Source organism: Streptomyces sp. C1-1 (genome assembly GCF_050214755.1).
Lineage (GTDB): Bacteria > Actinomycetota > Actinomycetes > Streptomycetales > Streptomycetaceae > Streptomyces.
In genome coordinates this window covers 5,236,025-5,256,661 of record NZ_CP189826.1, presented here as the reverse complement: position 1 = coordinate 5,256,661, position 20,637 = coordinate 5,236,025, and the positions used below count along the sequence as shown (strand labels likewise).

Annotated in this window: 17 protein-coding genes, 2 tRNA genes and 1 pseudogene; 8 read left to right on the top strand and 12 right to left on the bottom strand. The window is 70.3% G+C overall.

Features of this window, described 5'->3' with window-relative positions; all coding sequences use genetic code 11:
- Position 1: 1 nt before the first annotated feature.
- From ACQF4J_RS24015 to ACQF4J_RS23990, 6 genes are all read right to left on the bottom strand, one after another.
- The gene (locus ACQF4J_RS24015) at positions 2 to 1,498 is read right to left on the bottom strand and encodes a bifunctional glycosyltransferase family 2/GtrA family protein (protein WP_351563480.1); all 1,497 of its coding nucleotides are present in this window, start codon (positions 1,496 to 1,498) and stop codon (positions 2 to 4) included.
- A 14-nt stretch (positions 1,499 to 1,512) separates the two neighbouring features.
- Positions 1,513 to 3,195, bottom strand: a complete 1,683-nt coding sequence (locus tag ACQF4J_RS24010) for a HAMP domain-containing sensor histidine kinase (protein ID WP_351563479.1) — start codon at positions 3,193 to 3,195, stop codon at positions 1,513 to 1,515.
- Positions 3,192 to 3,932 (bottom strand): response regulator transcription factor, encoded by a 741-nt coding sequence (locus ACQF4J_RS24005; RefSeq protein WP_234491525.1) that lies wholly within the window; start codon positions 3,930 to 3,932, stop codon positions 3,192 to 3,194. The genes ACQF4J_RS24010 and ACQF4J_RS24005 overlap by 4 nt, the downstream gene beginning before the upstream one ends.
- A 205-nt stretch (positions 3,933 to 4,137) precedes the next feature.
- Positions 4,138 to 5,037, bottom strand: a complete 900-nt coding sequence (locus ACQF4J_RS24000) for an amidohydrolase family protein (RefSeq protein WP_351802184.1) — start codon at positions 5,035 to 5,037, stop codon at positions 4,138 to 4,140.
- A 108-nt stretch (positions 5,038 to 5,145) separates the two neighbouring features.
- On the bottom strand, positions 5,146 to 6,024 hold the full coding sequence (locus ACQF4J_RS23995) for a DUF2797 domain-containing protein (RefSeq protein WP_427166785.1): 879 nt from the start codon (positions 6,022 to 6,024) through the stop codon (positions 5,146 to 5,148).
- Between the two features lie 130 nt (positions 6,025 to 6,154).
- On the bottom strand, positions 6,155 to 6,343 hold the full coding sequence (locus ACQF4J_RS23990; RefSeq protein ID WP_351563473.1) for a hypothetical protein: 189 nt from the start codon (positions 6,341 to 6,343) through the stop codon (positions 6,155 to 6,157).
- A gap of 164 nt (positions 6,344 to 6,507) precedes the next feature.
- On the opposite strand from ACQF4J_RS23990, the gene ACQF4J_RS23985 reads away from it, so the two are divergent.
- Positions 6,508 to 6,714 (top strand): hypothetical protein, encoded by a 207-nt coding sequence (locus ACQF4J_RS23985; RefSeq protein ID WP_351563472.1) that lies wholly within the window; start codon positions 6,508 to 6,510, stop codon positions 6,712 to 6,714.
- 26 nt (positions 6,715 to 6,740) lie between these two features.
- On the opposite strand, the gene ACQF4J_RS23980 is transcribed toward ACQF4J_RS23985, so the two are convergent.
- Together ACQF4J_RS23980 and ACQF4J_RS23975 are read right to left on the bottom strand one after the other, a co-directional pair.
- Positions 6,741 to 7,424 (bottom strand): hypothetical protein, encoded by a 684-nt coding sequence (locus ACQF4J_RS23980; RefSeq protein ID WP_351563470.1) that lies wholly within the window; start codon positions 7,422 to 7,424, stop codon positions 6,741 to 6,743.
- 95 nt (positions 7,425 to 7,519) lie between these two features.
- Positions 7,520 to 9,055: a hypothetical protein gene (locus ACQF4J_RS23975; protein ID WP_427166784.1), complete on the bottom strand. Its 1,536-nt coding sequence runs from the start codon at positions 9,053 to 9,055 to the stop codon at positions 7,520 to 7,522.
- A gap of 171 nt (positions 9,056 to 9,226) precedes the next feature.
- Here ACQF4J_RS23975 and ACQF4J_RS23970 point away from each other — a divergent pair, with 171 nt between their 5' ends.
- Together ACQF4J_RS23970 and ACQF4J_RS23965 are read left to right on the top strand one after the other, a co-directional pair.
- Complete coding sequence (locus ACQF4J_RS23970) at positions 9,227 to 9,994, top strand: calcium-binding protein (protein ID WP_351563466.1); 768 nt, start codon at positions 9,227 to 9,229, stop codon at positions 9,992 to 9,994.
- A 12-nt stretch (positions 9,995 to 10,006) separates the two neighbouring features.
- Positions 10,007 to 10,222 (top strand): annotated as a pseudogene (locus tag ACQF4J_RS23965) (DUF6928 family protein); the annotation flags it as partial.
- Here ACQF4J_RS23965 and ACQF4J_RS23960 read toward each other — a convergent pair.
- Positions 10,219 to 10,641 carry a hypothetical protein gene (locus ACQF4J_RS23960; protein WP_351563464.1) on the bottom strand — a complete coding sequence of 141 codons (423 nt, stop codon included), beginning with the start codon at positions 10,639 to 10,641 and terminating at the stop codon, positions 10,219 to 10,221. The pseudogene ACQF4J_RS23965 and the gene ACQF4J_RS23960 sit on opposite strands and share 4 nt — an antisense overlap.
- A 106-nt stretch (positions 10,642 to 10,747) precedes the next feature.
- On the opposite strand from ACQF4J_RS23960, the gene ACQF4J_RS23955 reads away from it, so the two are divergent.
- Both ACQF4J_RS23955 and ACQF4J_RS23950 read left to right on the top strand, forming a co-directional pair.
- Positions 10,748 to 11,467, top strand: a complete 720-nt coding sequence (locus ACQF4J_RS23955; RefSeq protein ID WP_427166783.1) for a hypothetical protein — start codon at positions 10,748 to 10,750, stop codon at positions 11,465 to 11,467.
- A 642-nt stretch (positions 11,468 to 12,109) separates the two neighbouring features.
- Entirely contained in the window at positions 12,110 to 13,090 is a 981-nt protein-coding gene (locus tag ACQF4J_RS23950) for a hypothetical protein (protein WP_351802188.1), read from the top strand.
- Between the two features lie 647 nt (positions 13,091 to 13,737).
- On the opposite strand, the gene ACQF4J_RS23945 is transcribed toward ACQF4J_RS23950, so the two are convergent.
- Positions 13,738 to 14,304: an NUDIX hydrolase gene (locus ACQF4J_RS23945; RefSeq protein ID WP_427166782.1), complete on the bottom strand. Its 567-nt coding sequence runs from the start codon at positions 14,302 to 14,304 to the stop codon at positions 13,738 to 13,740.
- A 2-nt stretch (positions 14,305 to 14,306) separates the two neighbouring features.
- Here ACQF4J_RS23945 and ACQF4J_RS23940 point away from each other — a divergent pair, with 2 nt between their 5' ends.
- Complete coding sequence (locus tag ACQF4J_RS23940; protein ID WP_351802190.1) at positions 14,307 to 14,531, top strand: tyrosine-type recombinase/integrase; 225 nt, start codon at positions 14,307 to 14,309, stop codon at positions 14,529 to 14,531.
- A gap of 91 nt (positions 14,532 to 14,622) precedes the next feature.
- Here ACQF4J_RS23940 and ACQF4J_RS23935 read toward each other — a convergent pair.
- Both ACQF4J_RS23935 and ACQF4J_RS23930 read right to left on the bottom strand, forming a co-directional pair.
- Positions 14,623 to 14,695 (bottom strand) — tRNA-Arg (locus ACQF4J_RS23935).
- A 209-nt stretch (positions 14,696 to 14,904) separates the two neighbouring features.
- Positions 14,905 to 14,995 (bottom strand) — tRNA-Ser (locus ACQF4J_RS23930).
- 182 nt (positions 14,996 to 15,177) lie between these two features.
- Between ACQF4J_RS23930 and ACQF4J_RS23925 the strand changes: the two genes are divergently transcribed.
- Positions 15,178 to 15,699 (top strand): SSI family serine proteinase inhibitor, encoded by a 522-nt coding sequence (locus tag ACQF4J_RS23925; RefSeq protein WP_351563460.1) that lies wholly within the window; start codon positions 15,178 to 15,180, stop codon positions 15,697 to 15,699.
- 193 nt (positions 15,700 to 15,892) lie between these two features.
- Positions 15,893 to 20,635: a PAS domain-containing protein gene (locus tag ACQF4J_RS23920; RefSeq protein WP_427166781.1), complete on the top strand. Its 4,743-nt coding sequence runs from the start codon at positions 15,893 to 15,895 to the stop codon at positions 20,633 to 20,635.
- Positions 20,636 to 20,637: the final 2 nt, after the last annotated feature.

Genomic DNA, 20,637 nt, shown 5'->3' with positions numbered 1-20,637 from the left:
GTCAGTCCCTCGGATCGGTGTCGGTCGGACGCACCGGCTGCAGATGCATGGTGGCGTCCTCCCAGCTGCGGTCCGCGACTTCACCGGCGCGGAAGCGGGTGGTCGGGTTCTGGTACGGGTTCGGCGGCGCGACCGGCCGCTGCGGCAGCGGCTGGTACGGCTGCTGCCGGTACTGCGGGTACGCCGCTGTCGCGTACGTGGGCGAGGACGGGCCCTGCTCCGGCGTGTGCGAGGCCACCACCGTGGACGGCAGGCCGTCGCGCCGGTCGGAGAACACCCAGGCGCGGAAGAGCAGGAAGCGCAGCACGGTCGCGGCGAGGTTGGCGGCGATCAGCACCGCCAGCTCGGTGGAGTGCGCAGGGTCGCTGCTCGCGGCGTTCAGGGCGGCGAGCGAGCCACTGGTCAGGGCGAGGCCGATACCGAAGACGACGAGGCCCTGCGCCTGGTGGCGGACGGCGCCGCCCCGGCCGCGCACCCCGAAGGTCAGGCGCCGGTTGGCCGCCGTGTTGGCGACCGCGGAGACCAGCAGCGCGAGCGCGTTGGCGACCTGCGAGCCGGAGAAGGTCCGGAAGCCGCTGTAGAGCAGCAGGTAGAAGAGGGTCGACAGACCGCCGATGACGCAGAACCCGACGAGCTGGCGGGCCAGCCCCTTCGGCACGTCCTCGACGTCACGGTCGCGCGGGTCGTCCCCGAACGGCCGGGTGAGCCGGTCCAGCGGCAGGGCTCCCGTGGCCAGGGCCTTGCCCACCCGCCACACGCCCTTGAGGTCGTCGGTCGCCGTCTTCACGATGTGCACGGTGGAGTCGGGGTCGTCGACCCAGTCGACGGGAACCTCGTGGATCCGCAGGCCCGCGCGCTCGGCGAGCACCAGCATCTCGGTGTCGAAGAACCAGCCGGTGTCCTCCACCAGCGGCAGCAGGGCCTGGGCGACGTCACGCCGGATCGCCTTGAACCCGCACTGCGCGTCCGAGAAGCGGGCCTGCAGCGAGCCGCGCAGGATCAGGTTGTACGTGCGGCTGATGAACTCCCGCTTGGGGCCGCGCACCACCCGGGAGGAGCGGGCGAGCCTCGATCCGATCGCCAGGTCGGAGTGGCCCGAGATCAGCGGGGCCACCAGCGGGAGCAGGGCGTTGAGGTCGGTGGACAGGTCCACGTCCATGTAGGCGAGGATCGGCGCGTCCGAGGCGGACCACACGGTCCGCAGGGCCCGGCCCCGCCCCTTCTGCTCCAGGCGGAAGTTGGTGACCTCGGGGATCTCCGCCTCCAGCCGCACCGCCACCAGCGGGGTGGTGTCTGTGGACGCGTTGTCCGCGATGGTGATGCGGAACGCGTACGGGAACGTGCGCTTGAGGTGCTCGTGCAGTCTGAGCACACACGGCTGGAGGTCCTTCTCCTCGTTGTAGACGGGGATCACTACGTCCAGGACAGGCGTACCGGCGTCGCCGGCCGGGAGGTGCTCCCGCGCCGGCAGGGTGCCGGGAGAAGAGTCGGTTCGCATGGAAACGACTCTGGTCAAGTGCCCTGTTGCACCCATGTGCTGGCACTGTGCTGTGCCTGTGAGTGCGATTGCCAGTTCGTTTCGGGGGCCGGGCGAGGGGCCACCGGGGCAAGAGCCGGCAAATGCACGGTGAACACGGTCCGTCCGGGAACGCTGTCCACGGTCACGGCACCGCCGTGCGCGGTCGCGACGGCCTGGACGATGGCGAGCCCGAGCCCGGTGGAACCCGTGGCGCGGGAGCGCGCCGAGTCGCCTCGCGCGAACCTCTCGAAGACGTGCGGCAGCAACTCGGGGGAGATTCCCTGTCCGTTGTCCTCGACGTCCACGCACATCCACGGCCCGCGCCGCTGCACACGCGCGGTGATGGTCGTCCCCGCCGGGGTGTGCTTACGGGCGTTGCCGAGCAGGTTGACCAGCACCTGCTGGATACGTGCCGCGTCCGCCGACACCAGGGCCGGCTCGTCGGGCAGGTCCAGGCGCCAGTTGTGGTCCATGCCGGCCGCGCGGGAGTCACTGACGGTGTCGACGACCAGCGGGATGAGGTCGGTGTGCTCGAACTGGAGCGGTCTGCCCGCGTCGAGCCGGGCGAGGAGGAGGAGATCCTCGACGAGCAGGGTCATCCGCCCGGCCTCGGATTCGATACGGCCGAGGGCGTGCCGGGTGTCCGGCCCGATCTGCTCCCTGCCGCGCCGGGTCAGTTCGGCGTACCCCCGGATGGAGGCGAGCGGGGTCCTGAGCTCGTGACTTGCGTCGGCGACGAACTGCCGTACCCGCATCTCGCTCTGCTGGCGCGCGTGCAGGGCGCCGTGGACGTGGTCCAGCATCCGGTTGAGGGCCGCGCCCACCTGGCCGACCTCGGTGTGCGGGTCGGTCTCCGACTCCGGGACCCGCTCGCTGAGGTTCACCTCGCCGGTGTGCAGGGGCAGTTCGGAGACCCGGGTCGCGGTCACGGCGACCCGGCGGAGGGGGCGGGTGGCGACACCGACGAGGACGTAACCGGCGATGACGGCGGCGCCCAGGCCGGCCCCGGTGACGCTGACTTCGACGAGGATCAGGGTGTTGATAGTGCTGTCGGCTTCCTTGGTCGGAATGCCGACGTAGTAGGAACCCTTGTCACCGGAGACGTACTTGACCATGTAGGTGCCCAGGCCGGGAATCTCGACGATGTGTGACGAATCGTCCTGGGCGTTCCGGGCGACCGTCTCGAGCGCGCTCTCCTGGGCCTTGTTCAGGTCCTTGGCCACCATGGGGTTGATGTCGGTGCTGGTGGGGTCCTTCTGACCGACCTTGCCAGTACTGATGCGCCCCTTCTCCACCTTCGCGATCAGGGTTCCCTGCGGTTGAGGGCCGCGCGTGACGAAGTCGTCCATCTTGACCGTGCCCACGGGGTCGGCGGCGCCCGTGGCCGAGCCGGCGATCTCATTGCTGGAGGCCCGGCCGTTTCCGGCAGTGGACCCCCGGGGCTGCACGTCCTTGATCAGACCCGGCGGCATCCCAGCCGCGCGGCTGGAAACGTCCCGCACCTTGTCCCTGAGCTGGTCGTACAGATGCGACCGCAGCGCCAGCGTCGTCACCGTGCCGATCACCGCGCACACCACCGCGATCAGCATCACGGACGCGACGACGAGCCGTGTCCGCAGGGTGCGCGGCTTACCGGCACGTCGCTTCTGCGCACGCGGTCGTCGTCGCCCGCTCATGACGCGGCGGGCTTGATCAGGTAACCGGCCCCACGCCGGGTGTGGATCATCGGCTCCCGCCCCGCGTCGATCTTCCGCCGCAGATACGAGATGTAGAGCTCGACCACATTGGCCTGCCCGCCGAAGTCGTACGACCAGACCCGGTCGAGGATCTGCGCCTTGCTGAGCACACGGCGCGGGTTGCGCATCAGGAACCGCAGCAGCTCGAACTCGGTCGCGGTGAGGTGGATGGAGTCGCCGGCCCGCGACACCTCGTGGCTGTCCTCGTCCAGCGTCAGATCACCCACGACCAGCACGGAGTCCGAACGGCGGTCGGCGGCACCCGAGCGGCGGATGAGGCCCCGCAGCCGGGCGACGACCTCCTCCAGGCTGAACGGCTTGGTGACGTAGTCGTCGCCCCCGGCGGTGAGCCCGGCGATACGGTCCTCGACGGCGTCCTTGGCGGTCAGGAACAGCACCGGCACGTCCGGCAGCTCACGCCGCAGGCGGCCGAGGACGGTCAGCCCGTCCATGTCCGGAAGCATCATGTCGAGAACGACCGCGTCGGGCCGGAACTCCCGCGCGGTCTGTATGGCACCCGTGCCATCTCCCGCACTCCGGATCTGCCATCCCTCGTAGCGAAGGGCCATGGACAGCAGCTCGGTGATCGACAGTTCGTCGTCCACCACAAGCACTCGGACGGGGCTCCCGTCTGGCCTCAGCAGTTCGGTGCGCCCCTGGGGCGAGGTCGTGGTCATGGTGGACACACTGTCGGGACCCTCTGAGAGAGCCCTTTCGACAACCTGTGATTTCCCTAAGAAACGCACAGGCGCCTCTCAGGGAACCCCTGGGAAGCTCTTTCCCGGCGGTGACAGGGGGGCGGCCCCCATCATCGGTCAGACCCTGGTCATCAGCGCGTAAAGGCTTGCTGTGCACGGCCTGAGGGACCGGCCGGGAACGCCCTCACAGCCCGAACAGCCGCGCCCCGTTGTCATGGCACACGGCTCTCAGCCACTGCTCACCGAGTCCCAGCCGCTCCAGGGCGTGCAGTTGCTCGACGTACGGGTACGGGATGTTCGGGAAGTCGGTCCCGAGCAGGATGCGGTCGCCGAGGTCCGCCAGCCGGGGCAGGGCCCGCCGCGGGAAAGGCGCCAGCTCCTCGGCGAAGTCCGTGAACGCCATCGTCGTGTCCAGCCGCACCTCCCCGTACCGCTCGGCCAGGTCGAGGAAGTCCTCGTACTCCGGCATGCCCATGTGCGCGATCACCAGCCGCAGACGGGGATGCCGGGCCAGCACGCGCGCGATCGGCTCGGGCCCGGTGTACGCGCCGGGCGCCGGCCCGGACCCGCAGTGGATCACCACCGGTGTCCCGGCCTCCGCGAGCAACCCCCAAGCGCCGTCGAGGAGTTCACTCGCCGGGTCGTACGCCCCCACCTGCACGTGCGCCTTGAAGACCCGTGCCCCCGCGTCGAGCGCCTCCCGGACGTAGTCCTCGACGCCCGCCTCCGGGAAGAGAGTCGAGGTGTGCAGACAGTCCGGCGTGCGTCCGGCGAAGTCGACGGCCCAGCTGTTGAGCCACCGCGCCATGCCCGGCTTGTGCGGGTAGAGCATGGCCGTGAAGGCGCGTACCCCGAACTCCCTGATGAGCGCGACCCGTTCGTCTTCCTCCTTGCGGTACGTGATCGGCCACTCCAGCCCGCCGGTGAGCGGCCCGAGCGAGTCGAAGTAACCCCAGACCTTCCGCAGCACGCTCTCCGGCATGAAGTGCGTGTGGACGTCGACGATCCCCGGCAGCCCGAGCCGCCGCCAGAACCGCCGGACCTGCTCGGGCTCGGCTTCCGTGTGCGTCGGTGTCCCAGTCATGCGCCCTCTCGAAACCGTGACAGCGCCCGCCGTCGGCCCTGCGCGGCGGGCCCCCCAACGATCACCCCCGCACCACGGCCGCGTCCACCTCCCTGCGGAAAGGGCACCTCAGAACAGTTCGTCCTGAACCCCCACCGCCGCCTCCCTGGACTCCCTGACCGGAACGGTCAGCCCACGCTCCTCCCCGGCCGGCACGATCTCCCACCCCGTCATCAGCCGGGTGTCCAGCACCACCACCCCCCGCGCGGTGTCGAGGTGCAGATCCGGCCCCACGGCGGCGACCAGCTCCCCGCTCACCCACCCGCCACCGACCAGCTCGCTCACCTCTGCGACGGCACCCGGCAGCCCCTCCAGCCCGAACACCCCGACGTGATCGACGACTCGGCAGGGCTGCCGCTCCAGCGACTCGGGCCAGCCGGCCAGCCCCACGGCCCGCTCGTGCTGCGCCTCCACCTCGGCCGCGCGCTCGGCCGCCGACGCCGGCAGCCGGGACCGTACGGCACGCTTGTCGGCGTACGGAATCCGGTCCGGCACCCGCAGCGCGGCCCGCAGCAACTCCTCACTGCGCCGCGCGGCCATCAGCGGACCGAGCCCCAGCCAGCTGAAGCAGACCGCCCCCTGCTCAAGCAGCCGCGCGCTGCCCCGCTCCTCGGCGGTGATCCCGACCTTGACCATGCCGGGACCGAACCAGGCCAGATATACGCGGTACGGCCGCGGGTCGTCGGCGATCGTGTCGGCGGCCACGGAGTGCGCCCGGTCCAGCCGCGCGCACTCCTCGCACCGCGCCCCCGTACTCCGCCCCGGCACCGCCGCCCGCACCGGACACACATGCCCCCGCGCTCCCACGCACGTCCGCACACCCCTGTCCGCGACCCCGAAGGCCACGCGTTTCCCCCGGGTCAGCCCACTGCGCCGCCCGCCGTCCCACACCAGCACAGGACCATCCGCCGACCACCGCAGCCCCGTGCACTTCCACGCCTGTGCCATCACTCACGAGAGTAGAAGACGCCACTGACAACGCGGTCCGAGCACGATGGCCCCCGCCGAACCGGCCATGGAGTTCTGCCCACAGATGATCTCCGCCTGCGATGGCACGTCCGCCGCCGGAAACCAGTGCTCACCGCCTCAGAGCCCGGTACCGCTTCAGCAGGGCCGTGATGCGCTCGCTGTTCGCCTCGCCGTTGAGCTCGGTGAGCAGGTCGTCGGGGCACAGCTCGTAGAGGTCGCCCCACCAGCGGCGTCCGTGGTTGTCCCAGATTCGGTAGCCGCCGGGTACCCCTCTGGCGACGTAACGCCTCCGGCTCATCGGCTTCCTCCTTCGTCCGCTGAGGCACCATGGGGGGGAACGGCCCGCACGGGGGTGTGGTCGGCCGCACCCCCGGTCCGGTAGGGGACCTCATGGTGGGGGTCGGCGGTGGGCGGCATCGTAGAACGAGGACGGAAACCAACCTTCGAGGACGGAGACCTTTCATGAAGCCCCAGCAGCACGGCGAGTCGGTTGCCCACGAGGCCCGTACGAGCCAGGAGGTACCCGAGAGCGAGCTCACCCCGCTTCTCATCGCCTGGGACCAGGCCCACCCGGACACCCCGGACCCCGAGTGGCGCCACCTGCTGGACGAGCTCGCCCACCCCCGCACCACGCGTGCCTTCCACCGTTTGGCGGACACGACGGCTTGAGCGGGCGCGGCCCGCCCGTCGGGGCGTCAGTCCTCTTCCGGCGCTCCCGCCTCGCACAACTGTTCCCCGATCTCGTCCGCCCACCCCTGGGCCCACCGGCGCAGCTCTTCGATCGCGGCCGCGTCGAGGCCGTGGACGGCGAAGTCGGTGTCATCGATCCAGTCCGTGCCGGTCAGGCGCATGCGGAGGTCGCCGAGGTCGAAGCCGTCAGGGGCGTGACGGCGGCCGAGTTCCTCGAGCTCGGGAAGGCTCCACCGGTGCGCGGCGGCCCGGACGCCGATCAGGTCCCCGACCAGTCCCCGCTCGGCCAGCGACCGGACCTTGATGCCGACGGCGTCCTCCAGGGACAGGGCGAGGCCGTACCCGGTCCGCACCGGCGGTCGCCACAGGACCTCCTTGGCCACGCCCACCTCGAACCCCTCCCCGCTGTCCGGGTCGGTGACGATCAGCCGTGCGGACAGTGGACCCGTCTCCCACGCCCCGGCCTGCCGGCCCCGTTCCCACAGCCCCGCCCGCAGCACGGCCACGATCCGCCCCATGTCCTCGGCGTGCTCCGTGGCGACTTCAAGGTCCCGGCCTGGACGGCCGGCCAGGCCGTGCGCGTGGAAGGCGTGATCATCCGCGAGCGCGAGACGGTACGGAGTGCCTGCGGCGAGTACGTCGGCGAGCAGCCGGCGACGCGACTCGGAGACGGGGGGCACGGCAGTCATCCCCCGAGTATCACCGTCCCGGTCGACGGCGGCCGTGCACCCGAAAGGCCCCGGCACTCGCCGGGGCCTTTCGGGTGGTGGGGGCCGAGGTGTGCTCAGCCCACGGCGTACGCGTTGTAAACCGTCGTCGTGGAGCTGTCGCCGTGGGTGTCGGTGACCGTCGAGCGCAGGCCGACGCGCCCGGAGGCCGGGTTGTGGACGGTGGTCGTCCACTTGCCGCCGGACAGCTTCGCGGCGGTGGCGTGCCAGGTCGAGCCGTTGTCGGTGGTGTACCAGGCGCGTACGGACTTCACGCCGTCCGACAGCCGGCCGATCGTGCTGTCGTCCGTGCCCAGGCGCTGCATGCCCAGGTCGACGGTGGTGGTCGACCCGGCCGCCGCGCTGTTGCGGGAGTCGAGCGCCTCCGGCCAGAACCGGGTGATGTAGTCCCGGATCTGCTGGTTCTTGCCGGCGTCGGCGTAGAAGTGCAGGGAGAGGCTGGAGGACGTCGACAGCGAGCCGGCCGGCAGCCCGCCGCGATGTGCGGTCTCGGTGACCGTGTACCAGCCCGAACCCGGGATCCGGGGAGTCGCGTCGAGCTCCTGCGACGGGGTGTAGCTGCGCTTGTAGAGCGTCTTGCCGGCGTGGGTCAGCTTCAGGGTTCCCGAGGCGAGGACCCCGCCGCCGGTGAACTTCGGGTCGGCGAACGGGTTGTCGTTGCCGAAGTACAGCTGGTGGTACCAGGTGTACGGCAGGTGCCCGCCGGGTCCCCAGACCGCGTGCCCGAGGGACAGCGAAGTCGTCCTGCCCGCCGCGTACTTGCGGAATCCGCTGTAGATGAAGTCGTGGCCCTGCTGGCCCACGTCCCACTTGCCGGCCGGGACGTGGACGCCGAAGGAGGCCGGCAGGTCCCGCTCGAAGTCGAGGATGTCGATCTCCGCCTCGCAGTCGACGCCGCTGTCCGTCCTCTCGCCGTTGAACGAGAACCGCGCCTGTCCGCTGTCGGTGCCCGAACGGGCGGACACCTTCAGGGTGGTCAGCCCCGATGCCCTGAGCGTCGCGGAAACCCCGGACGGCACACCGCGACTGTGCGTGGCGGACGCCAGCCAGAAGTCCCCGCCGGTCGTCGACCGCGGCTCGTAGAGGGTGCCGTAGGCCAGCTCGTACGCCCTGCTGCTGTTCGGGATGGCGTACACATCGCCCGACGACGCCGAAATGCTCATGGCGGCGGGGCTGTTGTCGGTGGCGCAGACGGCCGCGGTGACGCCGTGGTCGTACCCACCGCCCGGGCCGGGACTGAGCGAGACCTTGACCGCGCGGCCCTTGCGGGCGTCGAACGTGGTCGTCGTGGCCCCGGAGACCTTCACGGTGCGGCCGCCCACGATGCCGTCCTCACCGTTGCCCCCGGTGAAGGACGTGACCAGCTCGTACGTGCCGTTGGGCAGCGAGACCTTCTTGTTGCCGTCGATGTAACGGAAGTCGTTCGTCTTCGTGTTGTAGACCGCCACCTGCGCGTAGACGGCCTTGCCGGCGCGGTCCAGCGTCCTGACGGTGAGAGACCCCTTGGTCACGGCCGACGCATCCGAGGCGCCGGCCAGGAGAAGCGGCACGAGCACGGTGACGACGCTCGCGGCCGCTGCGGTTCGCCGCATCAAACCCCCCATAGGTGTACACGACAAAAGCGAGCCACCGTAGCGCACGGACGGCACACAGACGGCACCGGCCCCTCCCGCACGCCCCTACAACCAATCCCCCACGCCGATGGTCTTCTGCACGCCCGGAGCTCCGACAGCGGAGACCCGGCTCACCGTCCCGGGAGAACCATGCACATCCGTACGGCCGCGGCCGCCACCGCAGGCAGCCTGGCGCTGCTCGCCCTCCTCGCGCCCACCGCGCAGGCGGACGACCACAAGGGCGACACCGTCTTCACCTCGGTCGCCTTCAGCAGGACCACCGTGAACGTGGGCATCAGCGAGCCCCAGACGCTGTCCGTCACAGCCACCGCCAAGGACGACTCGGGCATCCGGATGATGGCCGGCCTCAAACTGGTGAGCGCCGACGGCCGCATCCAGTACGCGAAGTCGGTGTCCTGCACGCGCCCCACGTCCACGACCATGAAGTGCGCCTGGTCGTACAGCCTGGAGTCCGACCGCACCGACTACGCCGACCTCCGCAACAGTTCGGCCGGCACCTGGCACCTCGACATGGAGGCGGCCGCCTACGACGGCGACTACTACACGCTCGACAGCAGCGCCACGATGAAGATCAAGCGGTACGCCAAGCTGACGACGACCCAGGCGACGCCCGAACCGGTCGCCAAGGGCGGGACGCTGACGGTGACCGGCGCCCTGACCCGGGCCGACTGGAACACCAACACCTACACCGGCTTCGCCGCGCAGAAGGTGGCCCTGCAGTTCAAGAAGTCCGGCTCCTCGACGTACACCACCGTCAAGACGGTGACCACCGACAGCGCCGGCAAGCTGAGGACGACCACCACGGCGAACGCCTCGGGCACCTGGCGCTGGCACTTCGCCGGCACGGGCACCACCAGCCCGGCGACGGCGTCGGGAGACGCGGTCGCCCTGAAGTAGGGCCCGAACCCGGTCGTCCCCTGGCCCGACGAGGACGAGGAGCCGTACCCGCTCCCCTTCCATCCGCTGGAGCTCGGCGAGGACGCGCTGCGCGCACTGTGCGGGTTCGTCATCGAGGGCATGCCCGAGCCCGACGACGTCGACGCGAGCCGCATCGTGCTGCACGGCTTCCGGGTACGGGACCCGCACCCACACGACCGCACGCCGGCCGAGCAGGACCGGTCCTAGAACCGGCCCGACCACCAGGGCACGTCCAGGCTGTCGGCCGGAATGACCGCGGCCCTCGAAAGGATCTTCTCGTCGAGGGCACGCACGAGGACGCGCAACTCACGCGCGCTCTTCTTGGGCAGTGCGTGCAGCACCGCTTCGAGTTGCCCGCGGAAGCCTGCGCCGTAGCACCCGCACTCGGGGATGCCGCAGTCAACACCGACGGGTGGGTCCACGAGCCGCCTCAGCGGGCCATGGGCGAGAGCGTTCCAGTGCCAGAAGGCCTCTTCGGTGGCCTCGGGCCAGAAGCGGGTCCGCTCCAGCCGACGCAGGTCGGCCGCGCACGATCCCGAAAGACGGTCGATGGACGGGTACCGGCGCCGCCGCGGAGGGCGGACGGGCAGCTCGCCCCGCAGGGCGGACGGGCGCCTACGCGGCACTGCCCCTTCGGTTGTCGGTCATGGCCGCAACATACAGAACGGCCCCGCCGGCCGGCCAACGGTATTGAGGTCGACCCCGCTCACCGATCAGGGGATGATCTCGCACATGACGAAGGTGACGGGCCCGGACTCCGACGACGGCCACGCGTGGGCCGAGCGTCTGGGATGGGCCTACGGCTTGACGGCACCCGACGCCGTCGACCGTGCCGCTGCTCTCGTCCGTCTGGACGACGCTCGCGCCAGGGTCCGCAGGACGCGCGTCCACCTCAACGAGACCTGGCGCCTGACCGCGGGTCTGGGGCAAGAGGAGCAGCACCGGGAGCCGATGCTCACGGCCGCCCGGGAGGCATACGACGAGGCCTTGAGTCATTGTCTGCCGGAAGCACTGTGGTGCAGGCCCGTTTTCGGGAGTATCAGCACCTGGCCGGGGCTCCCCTTCGCGCTGCTCTTCCTGGAGTGGGAGGCCCGTCATCCACAGGAGTGGACACGGCACGCCAAGGCATGGGGGACGAAGCAGGCACTCATACGGGAGCTGGCGGCCGCCGACCACAGCGAAGCGGTGGAAGCCAGACTCGTCGATCTCGTCGACCTCGTGGTCCAGCGTGCCTACCACTGCAAGGGCCGTGAGTACGTGCGTGTGGCTCGGGCCGTGGACGGAGACGACCTGCGCGACAGACTCGACAGGGCCCACCGCTCGGACAACCCGTGGGCACAACTGCACGCCGGTTACGTGCTCCGGCTGCTCGACCGACCCGAGACACCCAACACCCGCCACGTCTGGCGCACATGGCTGGCCCACGGCACGACGAAGCCCCCTGCGGGATGATCCCGAGGGGGCTTCGGCCTGTGTGCACTCGGCAGGATTCGAACCTGCAACCTTCTGATCCGTAGGATCGGGCAGGCCGTTGGGAGGGGGCTCCGCCTTCCTTCCGGCTGATCGCTGATCATCGTGATCAACGGCCTCTGTGTGCCGTCGTTGCCGTCAGGATTGCCGTCAGCGCTGAACGGTGGCACCGAGTAGTGCCGACTCGCAATGTGCGCAGAACTTCAGGCTCAGCCCGGCTCAGCCCGGCTGAGAGTTACAGCTTTCTCTACAGGTTCAAGGCGGCTCGCTGTGTGCGCGGCCCGGCCCCCGGCCGGGCCGCGCACACAGCAATCAGCCAATTGCCGTCAGAGAAGGGGTATGTCGTGGCTGTAGAGCGCGCACGTCGCCTCCCTGTGTGTTGTCAACGGAACAACCCGGGCGGGGCACCTCCTCCGCAGCCTAATGGCCCGACAGGACACCCTGGATACAACGCATTACCATGAAGGTGATGAAGTTGTCCGGCCGTGGCTCCATCTTCATCGTCGCCGAGTTCCGAATAATCCGGTTCATGCTGGGTTATTTGAGGGCCCGCTATCTATTTCCTGCTTTCCGCAAGAATTGCGGCCTGCCTCACCGAAGTCGCTCAAGTCGCAACGGAGACCGATGATGACTTCTATCGAAGATCTGGCGAAGGACGTAAAAGCAACGCGCGCCATGATTGACGACGCAGGCGCGATGCTAAAGGACGCGAGTCGTTCGGCACTGGTCGAACTAGACAATAATACGAGCCGCACCTTGCGGCGTGGACATGAGGAGCTCAAGCATGGGGGCTGGGGGAAGCTCCCTGCGGACGCTGTTGGTCCCTTTTCGTCCGACGCCTTCAGTTCCCAGAGCGGCGAAGCTTCGCTTTTCACCGGGACAGAAGTGATCACCGAGTACAGTCTGGATGATGAGGGCACCTTGCTTCACATCCGCTGGGAGGTCCCTTGGGCTGGCACCAACGAGTACAACTGCAACCTCGTAGGCGCAAACAGCGACTTCTACGAGACTGCAGGCATCATCGCTACCGGAAACAAACGGGTCGCCACCCGCTTCGCGATCGGCGAGAAAGCCGCGGGAAACCCGGTCGACAACGACTGGCGCACGTGCGGCAGGTGCAAGACTCTGTTTAATTCCCGGGATGAGGGATACTGCCCAGGGAATGTGACGAGTGACGTAACGCTCGAACTGCCTGCGGGACGCGGTCCGGTAGCTGGCGCGAAGACACGAGACGTTGAAGTCAAAACGTATGGCGGGCACGAAGCAGCGGGCTGGAAGCTCGGGGCCCCCTATCTCGGGGTCGACGGACCCAGCCGAATATCGGACTGGCGCAAGTGCGCAAGCTGCAAGGCTCTTTTCTATAACGGATGGAACAAAAAGGGAGAATGCCCTCAAAGTGGGCATGGTCACCTGACAGAGCAAGGAGGCCACGACTACATCCTCCTCTTTGACATACCTCCGAGACAGAACCAGCAAAATGACTGGCGCTTGTGCGACAAATGCGCCGTGCTGTTCTTCTGGCCACAAGCAGCTGACAGTGCCTGTACCGCCGGAGGAAAGCATCATCCACAGGAGTTCAGCTACGTTCTGAATGTAGTCCCGTAGGTGGTTGACTGACCGGCCCCAAAAATGATGCGCCCACGACCATGGGCAGATGGGATGGTTCACCGTAGGGATCAGGGCGTGCTTGCGGGAAAATAACTAGGAGGCAGCCGTCATGGCTCACTCGTTCCGTTGCCCCTGCATGAATGCAAAATTACTGCCCGTGAGAATGTGAACGTCGCTAGCGGTATCGACTACTCCTCGCCTTTTATTGGGAGATCGGCATGCCATCCGTGACTATATATCGACCCGGGCGCGACCTGGGGCAGGAATCGTCCTCTGGATGGTGGGGATGGCAGTTCGAGGCGGAAGTTGACGGAAAGGTCGGCCTTGTTGCGACTTACTCCCCAAATCCGCAATCGGAGGAGCAGGCTGCCGCATGGTGCCTAAGACAGCTCCAACAGCATCCGGAGACTCTCGACGGAATTCTTTTCGCGGACGACCCCGGTAGGAATGACGGGGATCTCGGCGGGGATGACGGTGTCGCTAGTGAGGGTGGCGATGGGGCCATTGAGGGTGACATTGAAGATCAGGACGAACTCGCAAAGCACCAAGAGGAGTTCCCCAGCTAAAGAGTATCGCCCAAGGCTTTAGACTCGGTATCTCCCTGGTGTAAACCCGCTCCCCTCCTCTATCTCCTAAAAGTTCGATCAGCCGAGATATGGCCGCTCACGGTGCTCCAGGAAGTGACGGATCCGGAGCCGCTGCGTGTGGTGCATCGGCAGTTGGTCCATCTCTTCAGGCTGGACAAACCGCAACTCCGTGGACTCGTCCGAGATCGCAAGCTGACCTCCGACCATGCGGGCGGTGAAGCAGACGTTGAACTGTCGGCGCACCTCACCGTCCGAGTAAGCGATGACATGGCGAGGGTCGGTGTATGTGCCCACGAGCCCGGTGATCTCTACGTCCAGACCCGTTTCCTCCTTCACCTCGCGGACGGCCGTTCCCGGGAGTGAGTCGGTGAGCTGCTGATCGTCGCGCCGAAGACTCAGCGCTCGGCCCGTCGGGTGGCGCTGCCGTCCGAGTGCGTGACGGCGCTCCGTGCTCAGCTTGCCCAGCAGATCGCGGACCGGAAGAGCGCGGGCGACAACTGGAAGGGGACGGGGCACGGCTTGGTCTTCACAACGAGGAACGGGACGCCGATCGAGCCGCGCAACCTGAACCGCTCCTTCGAGGTCCTCTGCGCCCGCGCCGGCGTCCGCAAGGTCCGCTTCCACGATTGCGGCACACCTGCGCCTCACTCCTCCACGAACAGGGCGCCGACGCCCGCATGATCATGGAAGTCCTCGGCCACAGCTCGATCCGAGTGACGATGGACATCTACACCTTCGTCCGGCTCGGCTCCCAGCGTTCCGCCTTCGACCGCGTCGGCGACGCACTGAGGGGTGACGGCAACGACCCGGACGACGATGACGGCGCGGCCGGTGTCCCGGTAGCCGTCTGATCGGCCCCCGAATCCGGTTGCCGTCAACCACTGCCGTCAAGGTATAGAACAGAGGCCCTGTGGATCACTCCACAGGGCCTCTGACGTGCTGTGCACTCGGCAGGATTCGAACCTGCAACCTTCTGATCCGTAGTCAGATGCTCTATCCGTTAAGCTACGAGTGCTTGTTTTGTTTTTCGCCGGTCCCGGTCCTTTCGGCCCGCTCGCGGCGACAGGAAGAACATTACATGACTGCCGCCGCCATGTGAAATCCGTTTGCTCTACCCCTTGTGAGCTGCGAAAACACGTTCAAGTGGGGGTGTGGGACGGGGTGCGGAACGACGAAGCCCCGGTCCGTCGGACCGGGGCTTCGGTGATCACTGGTGATCAGGGGCGGAGGCGGAGGGATTTGAACCCTCGATGGGCTTTAAGGCCCAAACCGCATTAGCAGTGCGGCGCCATAGACCGGACTAGGCGACGCCTCCAGCACAGCCGCTCGCGCGAGCGCGAGTGGTGCGTGCAGATGATGACACAGTCGAGCGTGCTGTCACCAATCGGCCTCCACGGTACTAGGCAGTCGGGTCGCAGAGCAAAGGGGTTGCCCGGCGCGCGGCGGCGCGGGCGACGGGGTGCGCAACGTCGTACGGCTCTCCGCGTTAGTCAGGTCATGTCCCAGGTCATCGTCCGTACCCGCCGCCGGCCCCTCGCCCGGCTCGTGCTCGCCCTCGGCGCACTCGGCGCCGTCTCCTCCCTCACCCCCGCCGTCGCGCACGCCGGCGCCGGACCGCTCGCCCTCACTCCTCCTCCCGCACACGACGAGGACCGCCCCGCCGATCACCTCACCGTCACCGTGCGGCACGCGGGCGGCGGCAGGGACGGGACCTTCCGGCTGTACTGCCACCCCGACGCCGGGGACCACCCGGACGCGGCCGGCGCCTGTGCGGCCGTCGACCGCGGCAGCCGGTGGGGCAGGGAGACCTTCGCCCCCGTACCCCAGGGCAGCATCTGCACCATGCAGTACGGCGGCCCCGCGACCGCGCACGTCACGGGCGTCTGGGCGGGGCGGCCCGTGGACGCGACGTACAGCCGCGGCGACGGGTGCGAGATCGCCCGCTGGGACCGGATGGTGCCGCTGCTGCCGGATCTGCGGCCCCAGGGCCGTCCGTGGGCGGAGTCCGGGGCTTCGTAAAGTCGCCCAGGCCAGGCCGGGGGCCGGAAGATACGGTCACATGTTCTGCTTCACTTCCTCGTGCGACCTCCCTCTCATCCGACGCCGCGGGCGCAACCGGTGCCCGTAGACTCCCCCGCGTGACACGCCGCGGGCCGGTTGGCAAGATGGCCCGAGCGGTCGGCAAGGTGCGGTAACAGGGAGGAAGCGTCTCGTGAGCAGCAGGCCATCCCGAGGCGCTGCTCGCCTCGCAGCCATACTCGACGCGCTTCCCGATGCGTTGGTGCTGGTCAACGCCAACGGGACCGTCGTCAACGCCAACACCATCGCCCTGGAGGCCTTCGAGGCCCCGGGGACGGCTCTGGTGGGGCGGGGGCTGCTGGACCTGCTGCCGCAGTTCGACTCCAAGCTCATCCCCGGGTCCATGCGGCGGCCCGATCACATGGACCCGCGCGGGCGGACCAAGCCGACCCGGATGATCGCCCGGCGGACCGACGGGAGCGAGTTCCCCGTCGAGGTGACCAGCGCCAACCTGGAGAACGGGCAGCAGGCGTACGACGGTTACGGCTACAGCGGTGACGAGCTGCTGATGCTCGTCGTGCGCGACCTGACCGGCACCGTGGACACCGAGGCCGAGCTGGCCCGGTCGCAGCGGCAGACCGAGATGATCCTGCGGGCCGCGGCCGAGGGCGTCGTGGGGACGGACACCGACGGGCGGATCGTGCTCGTCAACCCGGCCGCCGCCCAGATACTGGGCTACCGGGCCAGCGACCTCGGCGGCAAGGAGCTGCACACCCTCGTCCTGCACTCGCGTGCCGACGGGTCCCCGTTCCCGTACGACGAGTCCCCGCTCGCCGACACCCTGCGCTCCGGGCGCAAGCACCGGGTGCGCGGGCAGGTGCTGTTCGCCAAGAGCGGCGACCCCGTCTCCGTCGACCTCACCACCGCGCCCGTGCGCGACGGCGACCAGCTCGTCGGCGCCGTGATGACCTTCACCGACCGGCGGCCCTACGACTCCCTCGCGGAGGAGAAGGCCGCGCTGGAGAAGCGGCACGCCGAGGAACTGGAGCGGATCGACGAGGAGCACGCCTCGGAGCTCACCGCCCTGCGGCAGAAGCACCTCAACGAACTCGAGGACCTGCAGGAGCAGCACGAGGAGGAGCTCGCCGCCGGCGAGGAGCGGTACGCCGCGCTCGGCGAGCGGGAGAAGGACCGGTACGAGGCTCTCGCCGGGCGGCACGAGCAGCTGCTGACCCTGCTGGGGGGCTCGCTCAGGGGGCCGCTGGACGAACTGCGGCGCGAGCTGGCCGCCCTCGCCGCCGACGACGCCGGGCAGCTGTGGCCCGAGGCCAACCAGGTGCTGCACCACCTGTCCGCCGGGTACTCACGGATCACGACGCTCATCGACAGCGTCCTCGGATACCAGCGCCTCGACGCCGGCAGTGAGCAGATCACCCGTACGAAGGTCATGCTCGACGCCGTCGTCGCGGCCGGTGTCGACGGTGCCGTCGAGCTGATCGGGCCCGGACGCGTGCAGTTCGCCGTGCACGCGCCGCCCATCGAGGCCGAGGTCGACCCGCAGCGGCTCGCGGGCGCGCTCGCGCATCTCATCGCCGACGTCGCGGGAGTGGACGCGACCGGCAACGCGCCCGTCTCCGCGGGCGGTTACATGGACAACACCGTCGTCGTCGCCGCGGCCCAGCGCGGCGAGGTCGTACGGATCGAGGTGCGCGGGCCGTACGCCGGGGGAGACCCGGTGCACGAACCGATCGTGCGGGGCATCGTGCGCGCCCACGGCGGTGTGCTGCAGACCCACGAGGTGCCGGGGATGAGCGGCAGCGCCTTCGTGCTGGAGGTGCCCATCGGAGGTGGGGCCGGGGCCGTCACGGCCGAGGCCCCCGTCGAGGCGCCCGGCGCGGAGGACACCTCCGGCGGCGGACGGCGGCGGGCCCGGCGGTCCTCCGTCGACGCGTTCCTGGACAGCGAGGTCACCGGCGAGAGCGGCGACGCCGCCGCCGACCCGGAGGCCGGTGTGCCCACCGGGCGGCGCAGGCGGCGGGCCGTGGAGGAGTCGGCCGCCGCCGCGGCCTCGGGTGCCCTGGAGGTGTCCGGCGGCACCGGGCGGCGGCGCGGGCGGCCGGCCGAGGGGGCCGGTGGCGGGGTCGCCGAGGGTGCCGTCGTGATGGCGGCCGAGCATGCCGCGGGAACCGCCGCCGCGAACACGGGTCTGGGCGGCACCGTTCCGCCGCAGGGCGTTCCCGGCCCCGGCGGGCGTCGCGCCCGGCACGGCGGCGGGGCACAGCAGGCGTTGCCCGCGGCACTGCCGGCGGCTCCCGCGCCGGCCGGTGAACCGGCTGCGGGCGACGGGTCCGGCGAGCTCGTTCCCGGCGAGAACGCCCAGCCGACCGGGCGCCGTCGGCGTGCCCTGGCCGCCGCGAACGAGCGGGCCGCGGCGCAGGAGGCCGGCCCCCGCACGGTGTTCGCCCTGCCCCCGGCGGAGGCGGACCGGACGCCCGACGGCGCGGTGGCCGCCTCGCCGGCGCCGGGACAGCCACAGCCACAGCCACAGATTCCCGGCCAGGCACAGGTTCCCGGCCAGGCGCAGGTTCAGGTCCAGGGTCCTGGCTCGCAGCCGCAGCTTCCCGGCCAGAGCGGTCAGGACGTCCCAGGTGACGCACTGATCGACGACGGTCGGCACGATGCCGTGCCGCACGACCAGTCCGGCGACCACACCCCGCCCCAGCCGCATCCCACGAACGCTCCGACGGGCCGCCGTCGCCGTGCCGTGGCACAGCCCGCGCAGGGGGTGCCGACGCAGGAGGCCGCCGCCGAGCAGAGCGGCCCGGCGACGGCCGACGGACCGATGCCGGGTCAGCCGATGCAACCGGGTCAGCCGGTTCCGCCGATGCAGCCGATGCAGCCGGTTCCGCCGGGACAGCTGGGTCAGCCGGGACAGCCGGTGCCCGCGGGCCAAGCCGTTCCGCCCGGTCAGCAGCCGCAGGTCCAGCAGGCCGTGGCCCAGCAGCCGGCTGCCGTGCCCGCGCAGGGCGCGCTGCCGGGGGGCGTGCAGATGGCGCCGGGCCAGCCGATCCAGGGCCAGGGTGTCCCCGCTCAGCCGGTACCGGCACAGGGGGTTCCCGGCCAACCGATCCAGGGCCAGAGCCTTCCCGGTCACCCGGTACGAGCACAGGGAGTTCCCGGCCAACCGCACCAGGGCCAGAACCTTCCCGGTCAGCCAGTACCAGCACAGGGAGTTCCCGGCCAACCGATCCAGGGCCAGAGCCTTCCCGGTCACCCGGTACCAGCACAGGGGGTACCAGTGGCCCCCGGCCAGCCCGGCGCCGCCCAGGCACTCCCCGTCCCGGCGGCTCCCGTCCCGGCGGCTCCCGTCCCGGCGGCTCCCGCCGCTCAGACGCCGGGCGTCTCCGCCCAGAACACGGCGAACGCGGCGGCCCCGCTCGCACCCGGGCAGCCCGCGCCCGCCCAGGCCGTCGCCGCCACCCCGTCCTTCCCGGCGCCGGGCGCACAAGCCACGCCGGTTCCGCCGGGCACCCCCGTGCCTCCCGGCACCCCCGCCCAGCCCCTGCCGGCCGAGGCACCCCCCGGCGCCGGTCTCGCCGCGCCCGTGCCGCCCAACGGCGCCGCCACCCCCGTACCCCCACAGCCTCCGCAGCTCGCCCAGGCCGCGCAGCCCGCGACGCCGCCCGGTGTCCAGCCGCCCGCCGAAGCCACGGCCAGTGCGACCGGCATGGGGCAGGCGCCGCCAGGAGCGCGTGCCGTCGCCCAGCCCGTCGCCGCCGACGCGGCCGTCCCCGTCGACCCCAACTCGACGCAGGGGCGGGCGATCAGCGTGCGCACGCTGGGGCAAGGGGTGCCGTTCACCCGGCAGGCCGCGCAGGTCCAGCAGCCGACGGCGACTCCAGCGCCGCACAACCCCGGGGGTTCGGGCCGGCGCCGCAAGCTGGGGACGCGGACCGACCCGGCCGCGGCGGGCGCGCCGGAGCAGGCGGCCCGGCCGCACCCGGCGGCCGAGCAGGCCCTCGCGCAGCCGCAGGCCGCGCAGCCCTCCCTGGCCGGGCAGTCCCGGCTCGCGCAGGCGACCGAGGGCACCGGACGGTCGTACGCCATAGGGGCGCCGGACGAGAACGCCGCCGAGGGGCCCGAGCCGCTGGACGGGCCGGGCGGGGCCGTCGAGGTCGCCGACCCGCCGCGGCCACAGCCGCTGGACGACGAGCTGCCGCCGGAGCCGCTGGACAACCCGCGCCGGCTGCTGGTGTGGCCCGCGCCGGACGTGACGACCCAGCAGGCGCTCAGCGACCGCGGCTACCGGCCCGTCATCGTGCACTCGCGCGAGGAGGTCGACGCGCAGATCGCCGCCTTCCCGGCCGCGCTGTTCGTGGACCCGCTGACCGGGCCGATCACGCGGACGGCGCTGCAGTCGCTGCGGCAGGCGGCCGTCGCCGCCGAGGTGCCGGTCATGGTGACCGCGGGGCTCGGGCAGGCGACGCGCGAGGCGGCCTACGGCGCCGACCCCGCCGTACTGCTGAAGGCGCTCGCGCCCCGGGACAGCGAGCAGCATCCGCCGCGGGTGCTGCTCATCGAGGAGCACGCCGAGATCGCGCTCGCCCTGACCGCGACGCTGGAGCGGCGCGGGATGCAGGTCGCGCGGGCCGCGAGCGACGCGGACGCGGTGACGCTGGCCGGGCAGCTCAGGCCCAACCTCGTCGTGATGGACCTGATGCAGGTGCACCGCCGGCAGGCCGGGATCATCGACTGGCTGCGCGCGAACGGCCAGCTCAACCGGACCCCGCTCGTCGTCTACACCGCCGCCGTCGACCAGGCCGACCTGCCCAGGCTGGCGTCCGGGGAGACGGTGCTGTTTCTCGCGGAGCGTTCGACCAGTGAAGAGGTGCAGGCCCGGATCGTCGACCTGCTGGCCCGGATCGGCACCAACTAGCC